This is a genomic window from Methylobacterium sp. SD274 (assembly GCF_017355285.1).
Lineage (GTDB): Bacteria > Pseudomonadota > Alphaproteobacteria > Rhizobiales > Beijerinckiaceae > Methylobacterium.
This window is the reverse complement of record NZ_JADIJP010000018.1, coordinates 75,288-95,906: the sequence shown is the minus strand read 5'-3', so window position 1 is coordinate 95,906 and position 20,619 is coordinate 75,288. Positions and strand designations below refer to the sequence as shown.

Sequence of the window (20,619 nt, the reverse complement as noted above, 5' to 3'; positions counted from 1 at the left end):
GCGAAGGCGGTTGGCGATATGCGGCCTACCTCGACGAGTTCGTCATACGGGAAGGGTGGTGCCCGACGATCGAAGCTGCACGGGCGGAGTGTTGGGCCGCAGTTTGAACACTGCTGCTGGCCCGCTCAAGACGGGCTGGCAGTTGACGCCGTAATGCCGCGCTGCCTTAGCTTCTGATGCCGCTCCGCTGTAATCAATCAGCCGGTGAAGAGGCAGCGGGTTGGGCATCCTCCCCCGGCTGCTCAGCCCGCTTTCTCGCCCTCCCGCCGGCCTTGAGGTTCGACTGGGGTGCGTGTTGTCTAGGGAGTCACTATCGGAGGCAGACGGTTGATCTACCATCGCGGCATTCTTTGAACCAATATCTTTGCGTGAGCATCGAATTACTAGGGATCTCCAGGCTATAGTCTTGAAGAACAACCTCATTAAGTTGCTCTGTCGCAAAAGTACGCAGCGCCATTTAGTCGCTGAGCACTTGCGGGTTGGTCCTCGAAATAATGGCAAAGGCGGCTATGGCATGGGCTGAAAGTTTGCATGGACTAGGTATTGTGTTGACGGGCGTGAAAAAAACGGCGATCATTAGTCTAAAAATACAATCAGCAATAATTCAGCCTGATGAATCAAAAGGTTTATTCATGTCAGTAAATTCACAAGACAACGCAATCCAGTCGGGCAACCAAACGGTAAAAGTTTTAGATATAATTTCTTATAGCATAATTCGTCTTCCGGACGTAAACTCTATTTGGTTCCTAGAAATCGAAACAAGTGACGCGTCGATCCATTATATGTTAACAAAATCGAAAGCGGAAGAAATCGGTCAAGCATTGTTGCAATCATCGAAGATGATGGTGGACAGAAGCGAAATGTCATGAGTTCGGCGGCTGCTTGCTGTTAGCGTTGGTCATAGTCTCCTCTCGATGGGGGTTTGCGCGGCGACCAGCCGGCTCGGGAGGGGATTCTTCAGGACGCGATGCGTGCTATCGATCGCGGATCAGTGCGGCGGCGGGGTTAGGCCCGACGTGGAAGACGAGAAACTTCCTCGCCTCACGCCTTGGGCTTGATGTGGTTCAGTGCCCATTTCGGCATGCCCCAGACGGACACTTCGAAGGTGGTCGCGCCCCGGACGACGGGTTGATACCAGAGAGCAACCGGGCGACGGAGATCGTGGAAGCACTCCACGCGCTTGCCCCGGTTCCCACCAAGGCCGCCGATGACCGTCGTCGGGATCAAAGCGGCAGCGTCGGCCCAGACGCCATTGACCGGCGGAGCAGCGTAGATCGCGCCTGAGAGGTTGGCCGGAGAGAGCGAGCCGTCAGTGCCCGTCACGAAGCGTTGGAAGCTCACGTGCGTCCACTGGACCTCGTCCATGCCGCCCATGATCTTTATAAGCGTCGGTGTGGTCGCGTTGCCGTTGATCGTCGCCACCGCGAGCTTCGTGATGGTCGGCTCGGTGTACCAGATCGGTGACTGCGTCTTGCCGTTGGCGTGGATCGCACGCAACCCGCCCTCGAAAATGATGTCGCGCGGCACCGCACCGGCAGCGGACCCGAACAGCATGCCGAAGCCGGCCGAGACGGGATAGGACGCGCCGCCCTGAACGATGATGGTCGTGGTTCCGCCGACGCTGTCATCGGCCAGGATATCGAAGCCAGCCATTATGCAGCCCTCGGAAGCGAGATGATTGCGCCTTCGGCCAGAAGCGCAGGCTTGAGCTGCGTCTGGTAATCGAGGTCGCCCGTGAAACAGTCGTTGTCGTTGGCCACAGACGCTGCGATGCCGACCGCGTTCGCGATCTTCATCCAGCACATCTCCAGGCGGACCGTGATCCAGCCCATCTTCGTGCCCGAGATGCAGCGGACGACCGTAAGGTTGCGCGCTTCACCGACGCGCGCCTTGACCGCCCCCCACTTCATGAAGGTGGCGACGATTTCCTGTCTGTTATCGAGGCCGGAGCCGCCTTCGAACGCGACGTTGCCGTCATCGTTGGCGACACGCATCACCCAATGCGCATCGGCATGCGGGTAGCCATAGGCCGTGATCGGCTCGGCGATGTCCTGCTCGGGAGCGACGCAGTCGTCCCAAATCATGTCTTCCTGCCCGACGATGCGGAAGCTCTCGCGGACGTACATGGCCGGGCTCATGCCGGGAATGATGCTGTCCGGGAACAGCCCAGGCACCAGCCCCCACTGCTTCGTCACTTCGACGATCTGAGTGTCGGAGATCAGGACCCCGTTCTCGTCGTACTTTTTAGTGCGCGGGATCGTGAGCCAACGAGGGTTGGTGCAGATGTCGTAAAACAGGCCGATGGTGCGAAGGGTGTACTTGTTCTTGTACGCCTCCCGCTCGGCAAAGGTCATGTACGGCCAGTCAAGCCATTTGCCGATCCAGTTCGAGCCGATCTGTAATAGACCGCCATTGTTCATGTCGAACTGTGCATACGTCCCAGGCGGACGAAGCGGCGCGTTGCTGATCGAGCCGGGGATAACGCCATAAAGCTTTTCCAGAGCGATACGGAATTCGTTGTCGTAGTCGGACGGTTTGTAGAAAGCGGCGAAGGTTGGGTTGTTGATATGGCTCGCCCACGGAATGCGGTTGGCGTCGTCCGTGACGATGATGCGTTGGTTGAACGCCATCGTCCGCGCGTCGGCATCGCCGATGTTCTGATAGGGGCGCGCGTCGAGGTCGGGCCACCGCTCGCCGGTAGCGGGGTCGTATGCCAAAGCCGTGTTGGCGGTGACGGGCCGGACACCGTTCGTCGGCTCACCCACGAGGGCAGAGCTTTCACGGCCGATCCGCATGGTGGCGCCAGCCAGACGCGCGAGATCGCCCTCGTCCGAGCAATCTGTGTAGTTCTGGCACTCGAAAGTTTTGCCACCACAGGTGACGGACATGATCGTGTCGCCCTTGCGGTTCTTCGTGACCGCTTGCAGTGGCGCGTTCTTGACGACCGTGATCTTGCCGGTGCGCTTGCCGTTGACGACCTTCGCCTCGGCATACTTGGCGAGTTCGTCTTGGAAGACGGCCAGGACCACTTCCATGGTCGGGAACAGGACTTCCGGAGGCTCCTTGTTCGGATTGACCTCCACGCCCGCGCGCACGGCAAATTCTCGCGTGAACTGGATCAGGATGCCCCAGCGCAGGCTGGTCGTGCTCAAAAGCTTGAACGTGCTTTCCCGATCGGTCTGACCGAGGCCAGCAGCCCACATGGCTCCCAGGACTGAACCGGCGCCCGCAAGGATGGCATCGGTCCCACGCTTGGCGGCAGCGCAAGCGGCTACGATGCCGGAGGAGTTCGGCTCCCAGACGAAGTATGTCATGGCTTAGGCCCCCGCGATCGTGGCCATGACGGCCTGGATGCGCTTGTTCGACTGGATGACATCGACGACAGAGCCATCGAGCAGGCCGAAGCCCGCGACGGCGCCGTGCAGCGGTTGAGGAGAGCAGGCGCCGTAGCCAGGGGAGGCGTTGCCGGCGAGCAGGTTGAGCGTCCGCGTAGGAAGGCCCGTCAGCACGCGAGGGCGGGTGAAGATCTTGGTCTCGTCAACGAAGCCGGTGAGGTTTGCGGCTTCGTTGGAACGAACCATCGCGCACCACCGGTCATTCGGCAGCGGCGTATCGTTCACTTCCAGACCCGAGCCCGAGCGGAAGGCGTACTGGCCATCGTTTCGGCCGGGCTGGAGGAAGTAGTTGATAGAATTGCCGACGACATATCCGTTCGAGTAGAACCCGCCGCCGGGGTAGATCTTGGCGGCCAGGAAGTGCCCATCGACGGTCAGGCCGATATCAGCAGGCAGGCGTTGCGTATCGATGTACTGATCGACACCGTTGCCTTTCATGTACTTGTAAGGCGCGGTCTCGATGCTTCCGCTCGCACCATCATGCGCAATGAACAGCGGCCCATCCGGGTCGGCGAGGTTCACCATGTTGTTGGCGCGCGAGGCGCCGGGCAGGAACCAGACCTTGAGCTTCTGATAGATGCCTTTCTTGAAGAGGAAATCGACTTCGGCGCGGATCGCGTCCCTGAAGCGAATGTCGGAATCGGTCGTCCACCGTGAGAAGATCGCGTCCGCGAGCTTCGACGGCATCGGCGTGTTCACGCGGCGGCGAACGCGAAGGTTGACCCTGGCCGTCAGGGGGCTGGTGTTGCCGTCGCCGGCCACGCGCCGCACGACGCCGGCAACCGCCTTGGTGCCGACATCGCCATGGTTGACCCACTGGCCGGACTTCTGGCCCCAAGTACCCGGCACATCCATCACGGCCGGGTTGCTGGAGAAGTTGAACCCAGCATCGGCCTTGTCGATAATCTGGATCAGTAGATCGCCGGAACGCTGTGGATCTTCCGGCAGGATAATGGAGGAGGTTTCCTTCAGCACCACGTCAGTAAGATCGGTCGGGTATAGGGTGGGCACGGCGATCTCCTGAATGAAGGCGGCGCTGTCGGATGGGGAGAGGACGGTCAGCCGCTTCGTGTCCGGGTCGCGGAAGGCGAGCTGGAGCGCTGTGGCGCGGGTGAGCGGGCTGAGCGGGATCGCGTCGCCGACTTGCGCAGCGGCGGCGGAGGCCGTGGACTGGCCGATACGTTCCCAGCCGATGGGCGCGGTGACGCGGCCAGCGAAGGTGCCGGAGTTCGGAACGGTGCCGCCTACGACCGGATCGGTGTGAGTGCCGGTGTCGCTGTCGAGGACTTCAGCGCGGGCGTTCGCGGTTGGCGTCAGCGCCGCAAGCACGGCCCAGGTATTGGCAATGATAGTGCCCGAGGACTGGCCGGCGGCGATGGCCGCAACCTGCGTCTTGACCCCGGCGACATCGGTGGCAACGGTCGCGGTCGCCGTGCCCACGACCCCGATTTGCTCATCGACGTAGGCTTTCGTGGGCCGGCCATCGAGCGTGATCGCAAGTGGCGCGATTGCCGCGTCAATATCGGCGGGCGTAGCCTTTTGGGCCAGAGCTTCCGCGATGACGCCCTCGGCGACCATCTCGTCTTCGGACTTGTTGGCGACGCGATCGACCTGAAGGAGCGTCCGAGCGGCAATGACCGTCAGATCGGCAAGACCCGCACCGTTATTGCCCTTGATCGTATCGGGAGGAGCGGCGTCGAAATCGTCGTTCTTGACGACCTCCAGCCCCTCCAAGCGCCAGAACGAACCATCCGGATCGTAGAAGACGCGGGCCAGCCGGCCCTTGCGGAGAGCATTGGGGAGAAGAGGAAGCCCGTTCCGGTCCCGGAGAGAAAGCGAGACGTATCCATCGACGGACAAGCTTGCCGGGCCAAGGTTTGCCCGATCCGCGATGAAGGAGAGCGAAGAGCCCCGACGATACGGCGCAGAGCCGCCGAAGGTCTGGACGGTATAGGCGTCGTCGATTCCACCGGAAACAATGGCGCCGCCCACATCGTCAGCGAATCGCCGAATACCCGCCATCACCGCGCGTTGGCCGCGCTGGTAATCGCGCGCCGCAGCGCCATCGGTTGCAGGAATGGTGGGGTCCGCCCGCCCGTTTTCGTCGGGATCTCGGGACCATGCTTGAACACCCATTCTGGGCTTCTCCAGGCGTGCGAAGGCCACCTCGATCGAGCGAGGCGAGCCGGGATGGCGGTCGGGTTGGGGTGGGGGCGGGGGCGCTTAGGTCTTGATCGCGAAGGCGACGACGGCACCCGGAGGCATGTTCGCGTGCGCGGAGCCCAAGCCCGTGTCGTTCAGCGACAGGGGGTGGGTGTGGTCTGCAGCAGCCGCGATCGAATGCGTGTGATCGGCAGCAGCACTGATCGTGTGGGTGTGGCCGCCAACCGGATCGGTCGAGAATCCGTGCTGGTGCTCGCCGCCCGCGCTGATGTTTAGAGCGTGGGTATGGGCACCGGCAGCATCAGTTGTCCCGTTCCCGCCCGGCTGGCCGATGCTGATTGCCGCGTAGATGTCGGGGCCGCCGGACAGCACGGTTTGAGAGAACTTGACGTTGTGCGCGTGAGTGCCGTCCGACGCGGCCGACCCAGCATGCGTGTGCGACCCGCCAGCATTGGTCGTTCCGGAATGCGCGTGACCGCCGGCCGACGCCGTTGCGGCCCCATGGTCATGGTCGCCTGCCGACCCTGTCGAGCCGCCGTGGTTGTGTCCGCCCGCCGCCGCCGCAGTACCCGTGTGCGAATGGCTCGGCATCTGCGCGGTCGTCAGAGCAACCGTCTGGGCACCGCCCGAGCTGCCGAGCGCACCAGCCAGACGCGTCGCACCGCCCGCACCGGTCAGAACATTGGCCGCCGTGCCGCCGAGGTTGTCGGCCCCGAACATGGACCGCCCGCGTAGGTCGGGGACGTTGAAGGTCGTTGAGTTGTCGCCGTTGCCCCAGGTCGTGCCGATGATCGAGAACAGGGCCGAGTAGACGGTGCGGGAGAGCGCGCGACCATCACAGGGAAGCCAGCCCGGCTCCATCGCAACGTCAGCCTGAGCGACGATCCGCCCAGGGCGATCGATCGTCGGCGAGACGATGAGATAGGCGTCTTCGGTCGGCACGTAAGCCACCGAGTAGATGATGCCCGAAGTGATATCGCCGGGACCGCACTGCCGAAGCTTGTTGCGAAGGATCGGCTTTGCGGCCTGTCCATCGAGCGAGAGCGTGGCTGGACCGGTATTGCTGGACGCGACGCGGAAGGAGATCGTGTGGCCCATCGCAGCCGCAGCCGCAGAGAAGCCCTGAACGGTGGAGACCTGATAGGCGTCGCCGGCCGCACGCGAAGCGGATTGAATGCCGATATTGTCGTCGCGCCAGTTGGCAACCGACGCCATCATGGCTCGCATGGAGTTGTTGACCGCAGCAGCGGCCATGCCCTCGTTCAAGAGGATCGGAGGATCGGAGACATCGTTGGACGATGCATTCCGGGACCAGTTGTTTAGACCGGGCATCGCGGCTCCAGGCACAGGCGAGCGACGGCGCACGCTGGAGCGTGGGCGACCGAGGCAGGCATCAGGGATTGAGGGTGGTTAGAGGCGTTTGCGCTTGAGCAGGGCGTAGAAGGCCGCCGGGTCGAACGGTTGTGCCGGACGCTGCAAAGGCTGAGTCATCGGAGGTGGAGCCGCAGGAGCAGCCGGAGCCGCCTGTTGCCCGCCCTGGCCCATGAGCGTCTGTAGAAGCTTGTTCGTATCGAGCGGCGCGTCGGGCTCGGAAGCGGGCGTCGCCATTACCGGGGCCGCGTTGGTCGAGGCTTCAACCCCGGAGATGCCGAACCGACCGGACTGGCTCGTGTCACCCGGCATGGTCATTACCGGACCGGAACCATCGAATTTCCCGGTCCAGCGGGCCGCGAACTCCGCCGCTGTCATCCCTGGAGAGCCGCCGTTCAACGCCACCGCCTTGGCCCCGACCAGCGACGCGGCAGGCGCATCGGGGTTCGAGAGGATCTTGGCTGCTCCACCCGCGCCCTGCTGGTGAGCGAGGTAGAGTTCTCCGGCCGAAGGAGTGCGTCCGAGCGTCTTCGTCAGATGCGCGCCGTTATCTCGGGCCAGACGTGCCGCTGCGTCCGAGGCCGCGACGGGATCGAACTTATCGGTCAGTCCATATCGGCTCGCGGTACTATCGATGAACTGATAGAGACCGCCCGCCGAAGAACTAGGGTTTTTCGCGTTGGGGTTGCCCCCGCTTTCGATCTCGGCCTGACGGACCATGTACGAGGGGTCTTGCCCATACTGCTTGGCCTTCGCCACGATGATGGCGGCAATGTCAGGACTCATGGCCATTGACGCGTGATCCCGTGATCTGTTGCCGTGCAGTCATCGACTTCAGTGCCCCCCCATGGCCATTGTCTGACCGCAACGGTGGGGTGCTCGGCGATGAAGAAGCTTGTTGTGGGAGCCATGTTCGCAAACAGGCACATCGTTGGACGTCGTCCGCGCCTAGTCGCTGCCCTTTTGCTGCTTCCGTTCACGGGGACGGCATGGGCGCAGGGCACTACCCCTGAAGGTATCGTTCGTGCCGCAAGCGTTCAGGCGGCGATCCTACAATTCTGCGGTCCGTACCATCCTTTGGATGGCCCCAAAGCACTTCAGATCGGCAAGGCGTTCAACGATATGGCGTATAGTGTCTTCCCGAAAGGGAAGGCGAAACCTGCTATCGATCGCGAGTTCAAGCGTCGTTTTCAGGAGGTAAAAATCACTGGACCGCAGATGTGGTGCCGATATCAGCGCGAGACTCAGAAATCGATCGGGAGCGGAGTGTTCCTGGATTGATTCAGCCCCAGCGCCAACGCCCGCTTAACGACGTCTAGTGGTCAAAGATCTAACGAATGGTACCCGCCCTGAGTGTCCGATATGGGTGGGGATCGAACTCTACCCCTCCGGCCTAAAGCGGACGTTCTAGATACGATCCTGCTCGGCCATTCGTCCTGCCCATTGGCGATATCTAAGAAATGAGGTGTTCAAGGCTCACACGCAGGAACGATTGATAAGCACGCTCAGGGTGGATCCACCTTGCAGAACGGCCTTGGCGATGCCGCCGAGATGCCCTGTGGTGTCCGTTAGCCCACTTGCCACCTTTCGAGCGAGGCTGAGATCGATCTCCGAGATCGCAAGAAGCGCATCGCCCCTGAAGTATTCCAACTCCGCGCTGTTCCTAGCGATCATCTCAAGTACAGGTAGGGCTTCCCGGTAACCCCCCTCTCCAAGGAACTCGATGGCGTAGCGGCGGCGGGGCATCGCACGGTTTGGCAGTTCCGCGATGATCAGAGGTGCCACCGCCTTTCCCGCTCGGTGCAGGGGGGCGGTGAGCATGCATTCCGCATCGGGTTCGCTGCCATAGAAAACCGCAAGAGCCTCGTTGGGGCGGTCGAACGGTTTGCGGGTCAAAGCCCATGTACCCCCTGCAAGGAACACGAGAGTGAGAGCCAGCCCCGCCCATGTGCCCCAGCGTACCATCGTCAGCTCGTTTTCATCGTCCAACGCGGCTTCGCCAAGTAGGTTTAGTGGACGTTTCTAGCGCCCGCAAAGGGCGGATACCAGACATGCGTATGTCAGAGGCTCAAAGCGATGCACTCGGACGTGCTGCACTTCATGCCGCCGATCAGCGGCGCATTCCGCCAGTATTTCACTGTTCCGATACCGCAGATGGGACATGGCGCTTGGGAGGCGAACGGTTGACGATCCCGCTCCTGCTCGAAAGCCTTCATCAAGTCGTAAGCCGGTGCCATCGCCTTCTCGACGCGATCGCCAAACCCTGGATGGGGCTCGCCGGAGCGGTTCGATAGTTCGGCCTTGAGGTCGTCCCAGAGGGCTTTCGCATCGGTCGTCATTGTTCACTCATAGCGCACGGCCGCTATGGGTCGAAAGCGGCCCCGGCATCGGCCCACCAACCCGGCAACCTGTTTCTGATCTACCGCATCGGGGCGGGGAGGCGCGGACGCTCACCGGTCTGAGATCCGGCCGAACCGAGAGCTAGAAGCCGCGTCAGCAGCATCTGAGCGCCAGGACCGGAGCCGCCCTGGAGCATTGCTCGAAGCTCCTCGATCGATACGTTCTTATCGGTCAGAGCCCGTGCGATGTCCGAGGAGTTGCGCTGAACCCGCCGCTTAAGAAGCTCCTCACCCGCAGCCCGTTTCAGGCCGAGGAACGTGCCGCCGACCGCACCGCCGACGCCGCCCGCCGCTCCACCGGCCGCGCCGAGCGCGACGGCTTCTGTGATGGCCGAGGAAAGCGGTCCGTCACCGTTGGCGAGAGCTTTCGTGATGACCTGATTGAACGCGGTGTCCGAGCCCTTTTGCGGCTTGTATCCGGTCGCTTCAAGCGCGGTCAGCAGACGATCCACGGCCGAGGCTTTGACGTCGCCAGCAGGCAGCATACGCAGAGCCGCGTCGAGGTTCTTCTCCTGTTGAGCCTGCCCACGAACGGCCGAGGCGAATCCAGCACCACCGTACTGCGCCGGGCCGCCCTTCAGATCCCGTGTGGCGGAGTTGAAGGTGCCCTCAAGGTACTGACGGGCGAGCTGTTGCGCCGTGGTCGGATCGTTGCGCGCGATGGCGCCCATGCCGGCCGCGACCTCGCCTTCAGATCCAGCCAGGGCCTCGCGATCAAACAGAGCCCGCTGAGCGGCCTTCGTGTCGTCGGTCAGAGCGAGCTGGCCAAGGGGCGTCTTATCGAGGCGAGCCAGCCCGTCACGGGCGCGAACGATGCCTTCGAGCTTCTGGTACACACCGGGCATCTGCCCGACGATGTCCGAATGGTCCCGGAGCAATTCATTCAGCCGGTCGGCATTGACGTTGCCGCGCGCATCCGTGGCGCCATCCAGCAGCTTCGAGACCCAGAACTGTTCGTTTGCTTGCCGTGCTTGCGGGGTGACGTTAGCAAGCATTTCCCGCGTGGCAGACGGACCTTGCACAAGGCCCGGTACCTGCTCCGAAGGGTATGCCATGCGCTTCGTCAGCGGATCTTGCTGAACGACGAGGCCGAGGGGCGTGTTGCCGGCGAACGGCTCCAGCGGCTTCGAATTCGCGGCGAAACGCGCGTCAGCGGCGGCCACCTCGGGCACCTGCTTGAGCTGATTGTCCAGCGCCGTGCGGGAGATCGTGAGGTCACGGACCTTCGTGCCATCACCGATCGCATTGGCCTGCTGGATCTGGAAGTCCAGACGCTCACGCGCCTTCAGCAGACCTTCCACGGACATGTCGGTTTGAGCGCCGCCCGGCTCGAAAAGGTCTTTGCGCGCGGCTCCGAGAGCACCACGAACATCACCCTTGGCAAAGCGGGCCTGATCGTCGATCGCGGCCAGCGCGGGCTCGGGATTGACCTGACCGAACCGCACGTCGGGAATCTCTTCCGTGACGGTCGTTGATTTCACATACGGGTCGAGAGGCCCCTTCATCGCGTTGACGGTGCGCTCGTAAGCGGTCAGCGGGTCGGTTTCTTCGCCGCGCATCAGGGCGCCGACGACACGCTCGCGGATGTCCGGATGAAGGCTCATCGGATCGACCTCGACCCGCGTCAGATCCTCGTCGAGGCGGCTCTTGGCCAGCGACCGGGCGTTGGCGTATTCGTCCGCCGCCTGTCCGCCCGCCGCACGGCCCTTTGATCGGCCGGCACTATCGAGCGGGTACGAGGGGAAGCCGCGCTGCTCATTCTGGAGCTTGCGCAGGAGTTCGGACGAGATGTCCCGCGCCATGCCACCATCGGCGTCGGGCCGGAAATACCCTTCTTCGATCAGCCGCTCGCGCCAGAAATTATCGATGCCCTTGCCGTCAGATCGCGCGACCTTGCCGACACCGGGCACCATGAAGCGCTGAAGGTCGGTTGCCGCCGCGTCACCGTCCAGGCGAATGCCGCCATTCTTCGCAATGAACCGGGCGAGGCTTTCTGCACCGGGCTCAGCCGCACCGGCAGTCGCGCGCTCGAAGGATTCGGCCGGACGCGGCGCATCGGCCTCGAATTGCGGGCGTGCATAGGCCGGCTGTGTGACGATCGGATCGCCAGGGCGTTCGACCTGAATCGTGCGCTCGATGCCGACGTTCTCAGGCACCTCACGGGCGAGCCGGTAATCGCGGGCAGCATGACCCTGACGGACCGCCTCGCGGAGATCCGCAGTGGCACGCAGCGCCGGCTGAATCACCTGACCGGCCATATCCGCGGTCATTCGTGGGCCGGCAGCTTCCCGAGCTTTCGCCAGGGCAATTCCTTCGGGGGTCTGATCCAAGCCGCGACGTGCCGCGCTCTGGACGTCCAGGCCGAGCGCCGAGGGCGACGGAGCCAAAGGGCCGAACATACTGAAGGTGCCGCGAGCCGCCGCGTCCATCTGGGCAGGACGCTGCGCATAGAGGTTGGTCAGCGTGTTGCCGCCCTCCCCGCCCGAATTGGCGACCACGCGCGAGAGCTGCGATAGGCGACCCGCCCGGCCATCCGTGACCTTGTTTAGGGCTTCGTCCAGAGGGAGATCGATACCGCCGTTCGGAAGACCACGGGCCTCCGCACGCAGCGCCTGAGCCGCAGCCAGATCCTCGGGAGAGAGGCCGCTCATTGCCTCCTTCATCAAGACGCTGCCACCGCGCGGAGCCTGAGCGACCGCCGCGCCGACGCCACCCAGAAGCGCCCCGGTGAACCGAGCGACAGGCTCGGCCTCGGGAAGCAGCTTGCGGGAACCCTGCCCAAGCCCTTCGGAGACCACGGCCGGAGCCACGACCTGTCCGATACGCTGAGCGGCAGACCCACCACCGAGCGCGGCGTTGGGGGCGAATTCGATGAGGGTGTTCGCAAGCTCACCCGGCATGGTCTGGGGCTTGTACAGCTCCGGCAGACCACCCTTGCGAAGAGCCGCGTCGGTGCCCTCCTTCAGGAGATCCGACGACGGGAACAGCCCGCGCATCCGGGTTTCGTTCGGCCCGTCGAGACCGGGGACCGGTTCTTTGAGTTTCGCGACCTGTGCCGGGGTGAGCGCGCCTGTCTTTTCCAGAAGGTAGCCCGTGGCATGTTGCCAGCCGCGATCGATAAGGTTCATCGCGTCGGCGGGCAGACCCACCAAGCTCATCGCCCCACGGGCCAGCCCGCTCGGAATCGTCTTGACGACGTCCGATGCGATTCCGGGTCCGGCAGAGGACGGCACGTCCTCGATCAGCGTGCCCCCGAAGCGAGGGCCGACCGGAGCATTGGCCTGTACCGGCTCGTCAACTGGCGTGCCGGAGAAGCGTGGCGGCATCGTTATTTCCGATACTTCTTGCCGTCAGCCGGATCGACATAGACGGAGCCACGGGGCAGCGCGTCGAACTCGGCCTGTGTGGTCGGAGCGGCGAGGCCGCCGGCACCGGTCGCCCCCGTCTGCCCAACAGGACGCGCGGTGGAGGCAGCGGACGCGGCAGGGAAGAGCGGGCTCTTGTTGGAGAAGTCCGTGAGCACGTCGTCGAAACCGGAATCGATCCGGCCATTGTTTTTTGCGGCGTAATCGCGGGCGAGCTTGGCGACGTCCTGTTGACGCTGCGCAAGGGACCGGGCGATGCCGATAAGTTCGAGGTTGCCCTCTTTCGTGCGCGACAGACCGGGAGCCACGCGGCCCAGGTAATCACGGTCAGTGTTCGAGATGCCGGGGCCGAGCGACCCGCCGAGGCTATCGAGAACGACCTTGTTGGACAGGGCCTCGAAGACCTCAGTCGGCTTCGTGAAGCTGGCATCCTTCACGCCCAGGGCGACCATGAGCTGATTCGCCGTCTTCAGCCCCTCGGCACCGACACCGGAATAGAAGTTCGGATCGCGTGCAGCCTGCTCCATCAGGGACAGGGTGTTGAGGGTCGAGCCCGCATTGCGGCCCTTGCTGGCAAGATCGAGCTGATACTCGCCGTAGCCCTTGCCAACGGTCGAATCCTGAGCCTTTTCGGCGCCCATGTTGATCGTCGTGCCGGCCGGATTGACCGCCGAGAGCTTGCCCTTGGAATCCCGCTGATACGCGCCCGCCGGCAGGCCGAGGGAGACACGCTCCGCCTCCGGGATCTGCGTATAGGTTTCGTCCGGCTTGCCCGCTGCGGTACCTTCCGCCTGCGCCTGGGCCTTCGCCCTGACTACCTCCGGGCTCACCTCGGCAGGACCGAGCATGTTCGATGCGGCCGGCTTCTCACCGGGCTTCAGCTCGTAGATGTTGCCGCCGATGGTGACGCGGGACGGATCTTTGTTGAGCTGAGCCAGCGTCGCCGACAGGACGGTCGGATTGGACATCGCCGCCTCGGAAAGGCTGGCATCCATGCCCTTGCTGCGAAGGTAATCGCCCGTCGCGTTCTCCCCGCGCATCTCTCGGGCAAGCTTTTGCTGCTTGAGGAGCATTTCGGTGTTGGCGAGCCCCGTGGCGGTCGAGGCCGCACCGGCTCGTTGCATGTTCTCGAAACCCTTGGCCCACCCGGCACCGCCACGTGCGAAGAGCAGGCCGGACGACAGGGCGAGGAGCTGATCGCCAAGGCCGGAATCTGCAACCGCCTTCCACTTCTCCATGAAGCCGAGGCCATCGCTCGCCTTCGTCGCGGCAGTCGGCACCGTTCCCGACGCAGGTACGGCGTCGGCGGCCGGCATGTCCGCAGCAGGGGTCGGAGGCGTGAGCGAACCGAATGACAACGGGCGCGCAGGCGGGGTCGGAGTGTCCGCAGGCAGAGGCGCGGGCTGGAAATCGGGTAGGACCGGACCGCCCGCAGCCGCCGGCTCGGGAGCCGCGACGACGGGAGCGCGAGCGCCGCCCACCTTGCCGGGCAAAGCACCGAAGCCCAGAGGCGAAGCCACCGGGGGCTGAAGAGGAGCGACCGGAACCTGGAGCTGATCGGCCGGCGGGACGGCACCGGTCGAGGAGCCTGAGAAGCCCTGCCCCGCCCCCATGGGAATCCGGCTGAAAAGACGCGCGATATCCTCCGGCGACAAGCCAGCCGACGCGCCAGGAAGGGGGCCGAACCCGAAGCTCATGAGCGCGATCCCATATTGGCTGAGCGCTCTGTGGCGCGACCGTAATCGACGCCGAGCAGACCGTTGGAGAACTGGCCCACCGCATGCGGCGCGGCGCGGGCTACTTCCTGAGCGAGCAGGCCGATCTGCGGGGTGCTGTCACCCTTGTAGGTGTAGGAGTAGACAGTCTGACCGTCGTTCAGCGCGCCCACGGGCGTGACGTTGTCTTTGGCCCGCTCATCGGAGAGCATCGCCAGCATGGGCGCGGCCTTCCCGATATTGGCGAGAGCACCAGCACCACCCGTGATGCCGCCCAGAATCTGCTGAAACATGCTCGGCTGCGGGATCTGCTGTGTCGTCGTGCCGATCTGGGTGCCGCCAAGGCCCGCAATCGGACTGGCGAGCCCGGAGAGCAGGCCGAGCTGCTTCCACTGCTGCTGCTGTTGCTCGTTGAAGAGCTGCTGCTGAGCGTCAAGCTGATCCTGTCGTGCCGCGTCCTGAATCGCGCCGACCTGAGCGAGCGTCCGGCCGGGAGACAGGAGATTCTCTTGGACGCCGCCCACCTGACCAAGGCCAGCCTGAGCGGACGCACGATCGCCCTGAGCGGACTGAAGCGCCGTACCGTACTGTGACAGGCGCTGTTGATTGTTCTGAGCCTGGAGCGCGGCCAGTGCGCTCGCGCCGGTCAGCGCGGCGGTATCGGCGCCGGACGAGAGATTCGCCCCCGTAACGGCCTGATTGGCATTGGCCGTCCGCACGTCGTTCTGAGCGCCGAGGAGGCCGGAGAGAACGCCCGTGCGCGCGTTGGCCTGGCTATCGATGGCATTTGCCGCCGCCGCCTGCCGTTCACGCTCGTTCGAATAGTCATTGTAGCGGAGATTGGTACCAACCCGATCGGCGGCATCCGCTACCGCGCCCGCGAAGCGTCCCGAACCGTACCGGCCGGAAGCTGCGAACTGCTGAGCAACCTTGCTAGCCGCGTCCCCTGCCCCCTGATCGATCATGGCCGAGGTGTAGGGATTCGACGCGTCGAGGAACTTGCCCGAGGCGACGTCCTGCAATGAGCGTTGGGTCTGGGTGCCCTGGCCAAGGCCGTTCGCAAGGTTCGAGTAGCCCGAGCCGTCAAGATTGTACTGACCGCCGACCAGACCCTTGCCCACCGACGACGCGGCGTTGTTCGGATCGGCCATGCGGTCGGCTGCGGACTGGACGCCTGCCGTGTTGACCGTGCCGACGCCGAGGACGTTGTTCAGGGCCGACTGAGTGCCAGCGGTCGTGCCGCCGTTGCTCAGCAGTCCGTTGAGGAAGGTGTTTCCGGCCTGTGCCGTGGCCGCCGCGCCATTGGCGTTCGCAGCCATGCTGTTGAGGCCGGCTTGCGTCGTGTCCCCGAGCCCGGCCAGCCGAGGGCCGGTATAGACCTGAGAGTCCACGCCCGAATTGTACGCATCGGTCGCGCCCTTTAGGATCGTCTGAAGCGCGGGCTGAGCCGGAGCCCAGGGGTCGGACTTCTGTTCCTGCGTCGTGGTCTGCGTCTTCGATCCGCCGCCCATCGCTACAACCTCTTCGAGTAGTGGGTGCCGGTGGCGCAGGCTTCGGCGAAGTAGGAGGGGAGCAACCGCTCCCACGCCCGTCGCCCCACGAATTCGACCGTCTCACACCCGACATGGCGGGCACCGGCCTCGACGTGCTCCAGCGTGTGGAGCCATGCATTCGAGCGATGACCGCCGAGGGCCAAGATCCAGCAGGACCGGGCGCCGTTGGCCTGTTCCCGCACTTGGGTGACGCCGGCCGCGACGGGCCTGCCATCGTTGTCGAGGATCGCGATCAGCGCGGCTTCGCCGGCAAGGCAGGCCGCACGCAATGTCGTTTCGGTATGGTCGCAACCGGGTCGTTCGCAGGCCCTGGCAATCATCCCGCCGAGGTCCGGCCATGCCCGAAGGATGGCGCTCGGGGGAATCATCGCGAGGCGCATTAGTTTCGGCGTAGCTCGTACCGGAACAGCGCTCCGGGGATGTTGGCGGAGTGCCCGATCTCGAATGCGCTCTTCCGAACCGTGCGAACGTACCAACCCGAGATAGCAGCCGCCGCGTTCACCGGAACCAGAACCGGCATCGAGCGCTCCGAACACAGTGCGTCGTTGACCACCGTGAACTCCGCACTCGAATCGAGTTCAACGGTACCGACCCGGACCGCATTCGAGTTGCCCACGGCGAGATCCGCGATGGCCTGAATGATCTTAGGCAGATCGGTTTCCGACTTCGCGGGGACGTTCATCGAGCGCCCTCTTCAGTCGCGTCGGGCTCGGCCCCGGACACGTAGCTCCAGGCGGTACCAGCCGGGATTCGGATGCGAGCACGGTGATATCGGCCAGAGGCACGGCACGGGGCCATGCGCTCGGGATTCGGCCGGGTCTCACTCTTCCAGACTACAGGATCAGCCTGCCTTAGCGTTTCCCGCGTGCCGATCTGGATGCGCCAGTCATCGGCATCGGAATCGAGGCGCATGCCCCGGAGGAAAGACCGGTTTGGGCGCGAGAGCATCGCGTCGGGCGTCTCAAGCGTGGCCTGTAGCGGCGATCCGGTGAGAAGCGAGAGCTTGTTGTCGGCGGTGATCAGGCCGAGCGTCGGAGGACCACCGGCATAGCTCGGATCATCCAGCGGCTTCTGGCCGGTATCGTCGAGCGAGCCGGGAATGTCGTCGATGGAGACCGCGAGTGTAGCGCCCACCAGCCCGTACCGAACCGGAACGTTGAGAAACGTCCACCGATCCAGCAGGTAATCGTAGATCAGGCACTCATTGAGCAGCGTCGGGTCATTGGTTGGTGCGGCCAGCGTCCGGTACGCGAAGAGAACACGTGGTCCGGTCGCATCGCGGATGCAGATCGTCGACGTCACGCGGATCGGATCGACCCTGCCGGCGAAGAACCGGTTCACCCGCTCGGCACCGATCGACGCGGAAGCGCCACCAGTGAAGAGGAAGAACCCCTCACGGTCGAGAAAGAAAACCCGCGCGCCGACCTTCACCAGCGACCAGGGAGCGACCGCGCCACGATTCTCTTCGAGCGTCGAGAAGTCGAACACCGTCACCGAACCCGGCGAAAACACCATGCGGCGAATCTTGCCCTCTTGGAACACAAGGCCGAACTCGCCGCCTGCGAATCCCGTGACGGGACCGCCTTCGGGAAAGATCTGAAGGTCCGAGGTGTGGCCGCCTGACTGAACGCCCGGCTCCCAATAGGTGATGTCGCCGAGGTCCGACCAATGCACCGCGTTGGGATCAGAACCGAGGCCGGCGAGCACGAGGAACTCACTCACCACGCCCATATGCCGGGCACGCGGAGGGTCGCCGCCGAGGTCTGCGAAGGCTTTGCCCGCGTCGATGTCGATGACCTGAACGACTGTTCCGAGGCACGTCGCGAGAAGCTTCGTCCCGTAGACCGCGAACGACCAGTAGTCGCCCGGCGGGATGCTATAGGTCGAGCCCGGCTTCGAGACGTTCAGCCACCGGCCATTCGCGAACTTGAACAGCCCGGTCGCAGTGCCGGCGAAGTAGATGGGAAACCCGTAGGCGGGAGACGGAACCTCAATCGCCCCGAGGCACGGCGCAGGAAGGGCCGTGGAGAGCGCGACCGGCGAGCGAATCGGCGCGTATCCATCCTTACGGGGGATCACATTCGTGGCGACCGAACACACCGCCGCATCGACAGCCGCGACGTCGGGCTCCCAAGGAGGCAGGGCGATCCGGGCCATGGATTAGTTCGGGGCCTTGGCCGCGATGACCTCGGCCTCGATCTCGGCATTGCGCTCGGCACGGCGACCAACCTTGGCAGCACTGGATTCTTCGATGAAGAGCTTGAGCCGTTCGTCCGCAGCCTTGCCCCATTCGGCCGAGCGGGCTTCGTCCTTCTGGAACGAGTAGGCTTCGGCCAGCACACCATACAGGTAGAGCTGTGGGGCCTTCGTAATCAGCCAGTTCGTCGGATCGGCCGAGGTGAGAGGCGGAACGCGCTGATAGAACACCGTCTCGATCGTACCCGTGCGGGCGGGAGCCAGACGGATCTTATTGCCGGCGACCGTGTAGTACTGAGCTGAGCCGTTCGGCCGGTGGCGATGCGTGAACTCTGGTGAATTCGCCTCGACGTACCGCAGTCGCTGAGCGCGCGCGGTCGGAGTAGAGCGCCAGGACACTAAGATCCACTCGACATAGGCGGAGGGGGTGGAGACGGTCCCATCGGCGCTGAGCGTCAGCGTGGTTTCCGTCTCCATACCCGGCACCTTGAGCGCCGAGTTCAAACGGTTTTCCGTGAGCTGAATGAAGGTCGGGTAATAGTCCTCAAGATCGTTCCGAGCGATGTAGTCGGACACGTTGAGGACGAGGCTATCGTAATCGGTGATCGGGGGCAGTGCCATCGTGCAGCTCCAGCTTAAGGCGTCGGTTCAAAGGAGCGCATGCGAGCGCGGCCCCAGCGGGATTCGCGGTCGAGGGACGTCACGTCACTGATCGCCGTCTCAAGCATCGACTGCCAGAGCGAGACGCGACGGTCGTTCTCAAGGAACGGTTCGGCTTCGAGCAGGGAAGCGTACAGGTAGAGGTCGGGATTGCGGGCCAGCAGCCAATTCGAGGCGCGGGTCGGGCCAAGCGATGGAATGCCTTGGCGGTAGAGCAGGCTGATCTGTCCGGTGCCGGCCGGGGCGGTGAGCAGGAACGGCTGATTCAGTCCATTCGGCCAGACCGACACGTCCACGTCTATATCGTCCAGCGGGATCGAGCCGAGGATCGTGTACCAGCGCGGACGGCCACCCCCGTCGATCCCGCCCACGCCATCACGGACGTCGTCGTATCCGTCAGCCTGACCGAGCCGGCGCAGACCGAATCCGCGCCCGTAGGCACCTAGGAAGACATGTGGCGGGACGTATTCGAGATCCCAGCCCCGAGCACCGGTCACGCCACGGACAGCGGCATAATCATCCGGGAGAGGAGCGCGGCCGGCGACGAGATCCAGACGGGCCTGAACCTCGTTTTCCGCAAGGCCGAGGCGACGCGACAAACGAAGCTCGGCGAGCCGAACGAAGGTGCCGATACGGTCGAGTAAATCCGCCCGTTCGAGGTAATCCTCGATCGATGCGACGAGATCCTGATAGGTGTCGAGCATCACTCGAGTTCGCTCTGGGCATCAAGGATCGTGTGATCGACGAAGCCGACCGCGAAGACGTCAGTGGCCTGCCGGATGTGCTGGACAGGCGGAGCGTTCAGCCGTGGCGTGCGGAAGAAACCGGGCTCATTCGGACCCTGCGCATAGGCCCATCCTCGACGCTCAGGCTCGCGCAGGGGACGCCCGGACGGATGGGGGATGCGTGCGAGGGGAGTGAACCGAGGCAGCATCAAATGCGCCCGCCACGAACGCGGAATTTGCTGTGGTCGGGGTCGTTGAGCCACCGATCGAGGTACGCGTCGTCGCCCTGTCTGAGCGCTTCCATCAGCCGGTTGTGCATGATGTGCTCGGGGATGCGTGCCACCAGACTAAGCCCGTCAGCGTGACGAGAGCCAGCCAGATCCGCGCGCAGGACCGCGTTGTCTTCGAGGAGTTCGTCGACCGGCGCGAATTCACGCACGGTCATTTTGTTACCGTCGATCTTGACCCACACCTCCCGCCCCGTCTCCGGGTCCGAAGCCATCTGGCGGAACCCGTCCGAGGCGAGAGATGCAGAATCGTACATCGATCAGCCCTCGCGCTTGTTCGCGCGCTCGGCGACGTCGTTTTCCATGAGATCCATCGCCTCGTTCGACGGCAGCTTGACCGTCTCTCCAGCGCGGACACGCCATTCGGCGCCGTCGTCGAGGCTGGTCGGGCGGTACTTATTCCCGTCGCGGGGCCATAGGTCTCTCTTCGCGACCATCTCGATATACCGAGTGGACGGCTTATCCTCGACCGGCTCAGGGATCGGGGGATTCAGCGGCTCGTTGCTCGTGGGAGCGCGGAGCGTGACGCCGTCCTCGGCGGTGAGGCTATCGTCGCGATTCGTCACCGGATTGACGCCGGGCGTGCCGGGCTGATCGGTGAGTACGCCGGGATTGATGTCGCCGCGCGGATCGGGACGCGCGCCGGTCAGCTTGGTCGTGTCAATGACGGGCGGGACCGCCGTCTTCGCGGCAGGGAGGTTGGACTGTGCCATGGGAGTGTCCTCGCATAGGCAAGCGACCGGCCTCGCGGACCGGTGCTCACGTTGATTTCGGGATCGGTGGAAGGGTT

20 protein-coding genes are annotated in these 20,619 nt (G+C 64.0%); 2 read left to right on the top strand and 18 right to left on the bottom strand.

Going from position 1 to position 20,619, the window contains the following annotated elements:
- Positions 1 to 494: 494 nt before the first annotated feature.
- Positions 495 to 869 carry a hypothetical protein gene (locus IPV08_RS16095; RefSeq protein WP_207412595.1) on the top strand — a complete coding sequence of 125 codons (375 nt, stop codon included), beginning with the start codon at positions 495 to 497 and terminating at the stop codon, positions 867 to 869.
- A 172-nt stretch (positions 870 to 1,041) separates the two neighbouring features.
- Here IPV08_RS16095 and IPV08_RS16090 read toward each other — a convergent pair whose 3' ends face one another.
- The 5 genes from IPV08_RS16090 to IPV08_RS16070 form a co-directional block, all read right to left on the bottom strand.
- Positions 1,042 to 1,653 (bottom strand): hypothetical protein, encoded by a 612-nt coding sequence (locus IPV08_RS16090; protein WP_207412594.1) that lies wholly within the window; start codon positions 1,651 to 1,653, stop codon positions 1,042 to 1,044.
- Entirely contained in the window at positions 1,653 to 3,314 is a 1,662-nt protein-coding gene (locus IPV08_RS16085; protein ID WP_207412593.1) for an FAD-dependent oxidoreductase, read from the bottom strand. Before IPV08_RS16085 ends, IPV08_RS16090 begins: the two co-directional genes overlap by 1 nt.
- Before the next feature lie 3 nt (positions 3,315 to 3,317).
- Positions 3,318 to 5,531 carry a hypothetical protein gene (locus tag IPV08_RS16080; protein ID WP_207412592.1) on the bottom strand — a complete coding sequence of 738 codons (2,214 nt, stop codon included), beginning with the start codon at positions 5,529 to 5,531 and terminating at the stop codon, positions 3,318 to 3,320.
- Between the two features lie 87 nt (positions 5,532 to 5,618).
- On the bottom strand, positions 5,619 to 6,890 hold the full coding sequence (locus IPV08_RS16075) for a tail fiber protein (RefSeq protein WP_207412591.1): 1,272 nt from the start codon (positions 6,888 to 6,890) through the stop codon (positions 5,619 to 5,621).
- A gap of 78 nt (positions 6,891 to 6,968) precedes the next feature.
- The gene (locus IPV08_RS16070; protein ID WP_348646140.1) at positions 6,969 to 7,688 is read right to left on the bottom strand and encodes a transglycosylase SLT domain-containing protein; all 720 of its coding nucleotides are present in this window, start codon (positions 7,686 to 7,688) and stop codon (positions 6,969 to 6,971) included.
- Positions 7,689 to 7,814: 126 nt separating this feature from the next.
- Between IPV08_RS16070 and IPV08_RS16065 the strand changes: the two genes are divergently transcribed.
- Positions 7,815 to 8,210, top strand: coding sequence for a hypothetical protein (locus tag IPV08_RS16065; RefSeq protein WP_207412589.1), 396 nt, complete (start codon positions 7,815 to 7,817; stop codon positions 8,208 to 8,210).
- A 195-nt stretch (positions 8,211 to 8,405) separates the two neighbouring features.
- Here IPV08_RS16065 and IPV08_RS16060 read toward each other — a convergent pair whose 3' ends face one another.
- From IPV08_RS16060 to IPV08_RS16000, 13 genes are all read right to left on the bottom strand, one after another.
- Positions 8,406 to 8,918 carry a hypothetical protein gene (locus IPV08_RS16060; protein ID WP_207412588.1) on the bottom strand — a complete coding sequence of 171 codons (513 nt, stop codon included), beginning with the start codon at positions 8,916 to 8,918 and terminating at the stop codon, positions 8,406 to 8,408.
- Positions 8,919 to 8,989: 71 nt separating this feature from the next.
- Entirely contained in the window at positions 8,990 to 9,268 is a 279-nt protein-coding gene (locus tag IPV08_RS16055; protein WP_207412587.1) for a hypothetical protein, read from the bottom strand.
- 80 nt (positions 9,269 to 9,348) lie between these two features.
- Positions 9,349 to 12,654: a hypothetical protein gene (locus tag IPV08_RS16050; RefSeq protein ID WP_207412586.1), complete on the bottom strand. Its 3,306-nt coding sequence runs from the start codon at positions 12,652 to 12,654 to the stop codon at positions 9,349 to 9,351.
- Between the two features lie 2 nt (positions 12,655 to 12,656).
- Complete coding sequence (locus tag IPV08_RS16045; protein WP_207412585.1) at positions 12,657 to 14,390, bottom strand: hypothetical protein; 1,734 nt, start codon at positions 14,388 to 14,390, stop codon at positions 12,657 to 12,659.
- Positions 14,387 to 15,919 (bottom strand): tail fiber domain-containing protein, encoded by a 1,533-nt coding sequence (locus IPV08_RS16040; protein WP_207412584.1) that lies wholly within the window; start codon positions 15,917 to 15,919, stop codon positions 14,387 to 14,389. The genes IPV08_RS16045 and IPV08_RS16040 overlap by 4 nt, the downstream gene beginning before the upstream one ends.
- A gap of 2 nt (positions 15,920 to 15,921) precedes the next feature.
- Positions 15,922 to 16,341, bottom strand: a complete 420-nt coding sequence (locus tag IPV08_RS16035; protein ID WP_207412583.1) for a hypothetical protein — start codon at positions 16,339 to 16,341, stop codon at positions 15,922 to 15,924.
- Positions 16,341 to 16,643 (bottom strand): hypothetical protein, encoded by a 303-nt coding sequence (locus IPV08_RS16030; protein WP_207412582.1) that lies wholly within the window; start codon positions 16,641 to 16,643, stop codon positions 16,341 to 16,343. The genes IPV08_RS16035 and IPV08_RS16030 overlap by 1 nt, the downstream gene beginning before the upstream one ends.
- Complete coding sequence (locus IPV08_RS16025; RefSeq protein WP_207412581.1) at positions 16,640 to 18,118, bottom strand: hypothetical protein; 1,479 nt, start codon at positions 18,116 to 18,118, stop codon at positions 16,640 to 16,642. Before IPV08_RS16025 ends, IPV08_RS16030 begins: the two co-directional genes overlap by 4 nt.
- 3 nt (positions 18,119 to 18,121) lie before the next feature.
- Positions 18,122 to 18,778 (bottom strand): hypothetical protein, encoded by a 657-nt coding sequence (locus tag IPV08_RS16020; RefSeq protein ID WP_207412580.1) that lies wholly within the window; start codon positions 18,776 to 18,778, stop codon positions 18,122 to 18,124.
- 14 nt (positions 18,779 to 18,792) lie between these two features.
- Positions 18,793 to 19,521, bottom strand: coding sequence for a hypothetical protein (locus IPV08_RS16015; RefSeq protein ID WP_207412579.1), 729 nt, complete (start codon positions 19,519 to 19,521; stop codon positions 18,793 to 18,795).
- A complete protein-coding gene (locus IPV08_RS16010) occupies positions 19,521 to 19,751 on the bottom strand; it encodes a hypothetical protein (RefSeq protein ID WP_207412578.1) in 231 nt (76 codons plus the stop codon). Before IPV08_RS16010 ends, IPV08_RS16015 begins: the two co-directional genes overlap by 1 nt.
- Complete coding sequence (locus IPV08_RS16005; protein ID WP_207412577.1) at positions 19,751 to 20,086, bottom strand: hypothetical protein; 336 nt, start codon at positions 20,084 to 20,086, stop codon at positions 19,751 to 19,753. The genes IPV08_RS16010 and IPV08_RS16005 overlap by 1 nt, the downstream gene beginning before the upstream one ends.
- A 3-nt stretch (positions 20,087 to 20,089) precedes the next feature.
- Positions 20,090 to 20,542: a hypothetical protein gene (locus tag IPV08_RS16000; RefSeq protein ID WP_207412576.1), complete on the bottom strand. Its 453-nt coding sequence runs from the start codon at positions 20,540 to 20,542 to the stop codon at positions 20,090 to 20,092.
- Between the last annotated feature and the right edge of the window lie 77 nt (positions 20,543 to 20,619).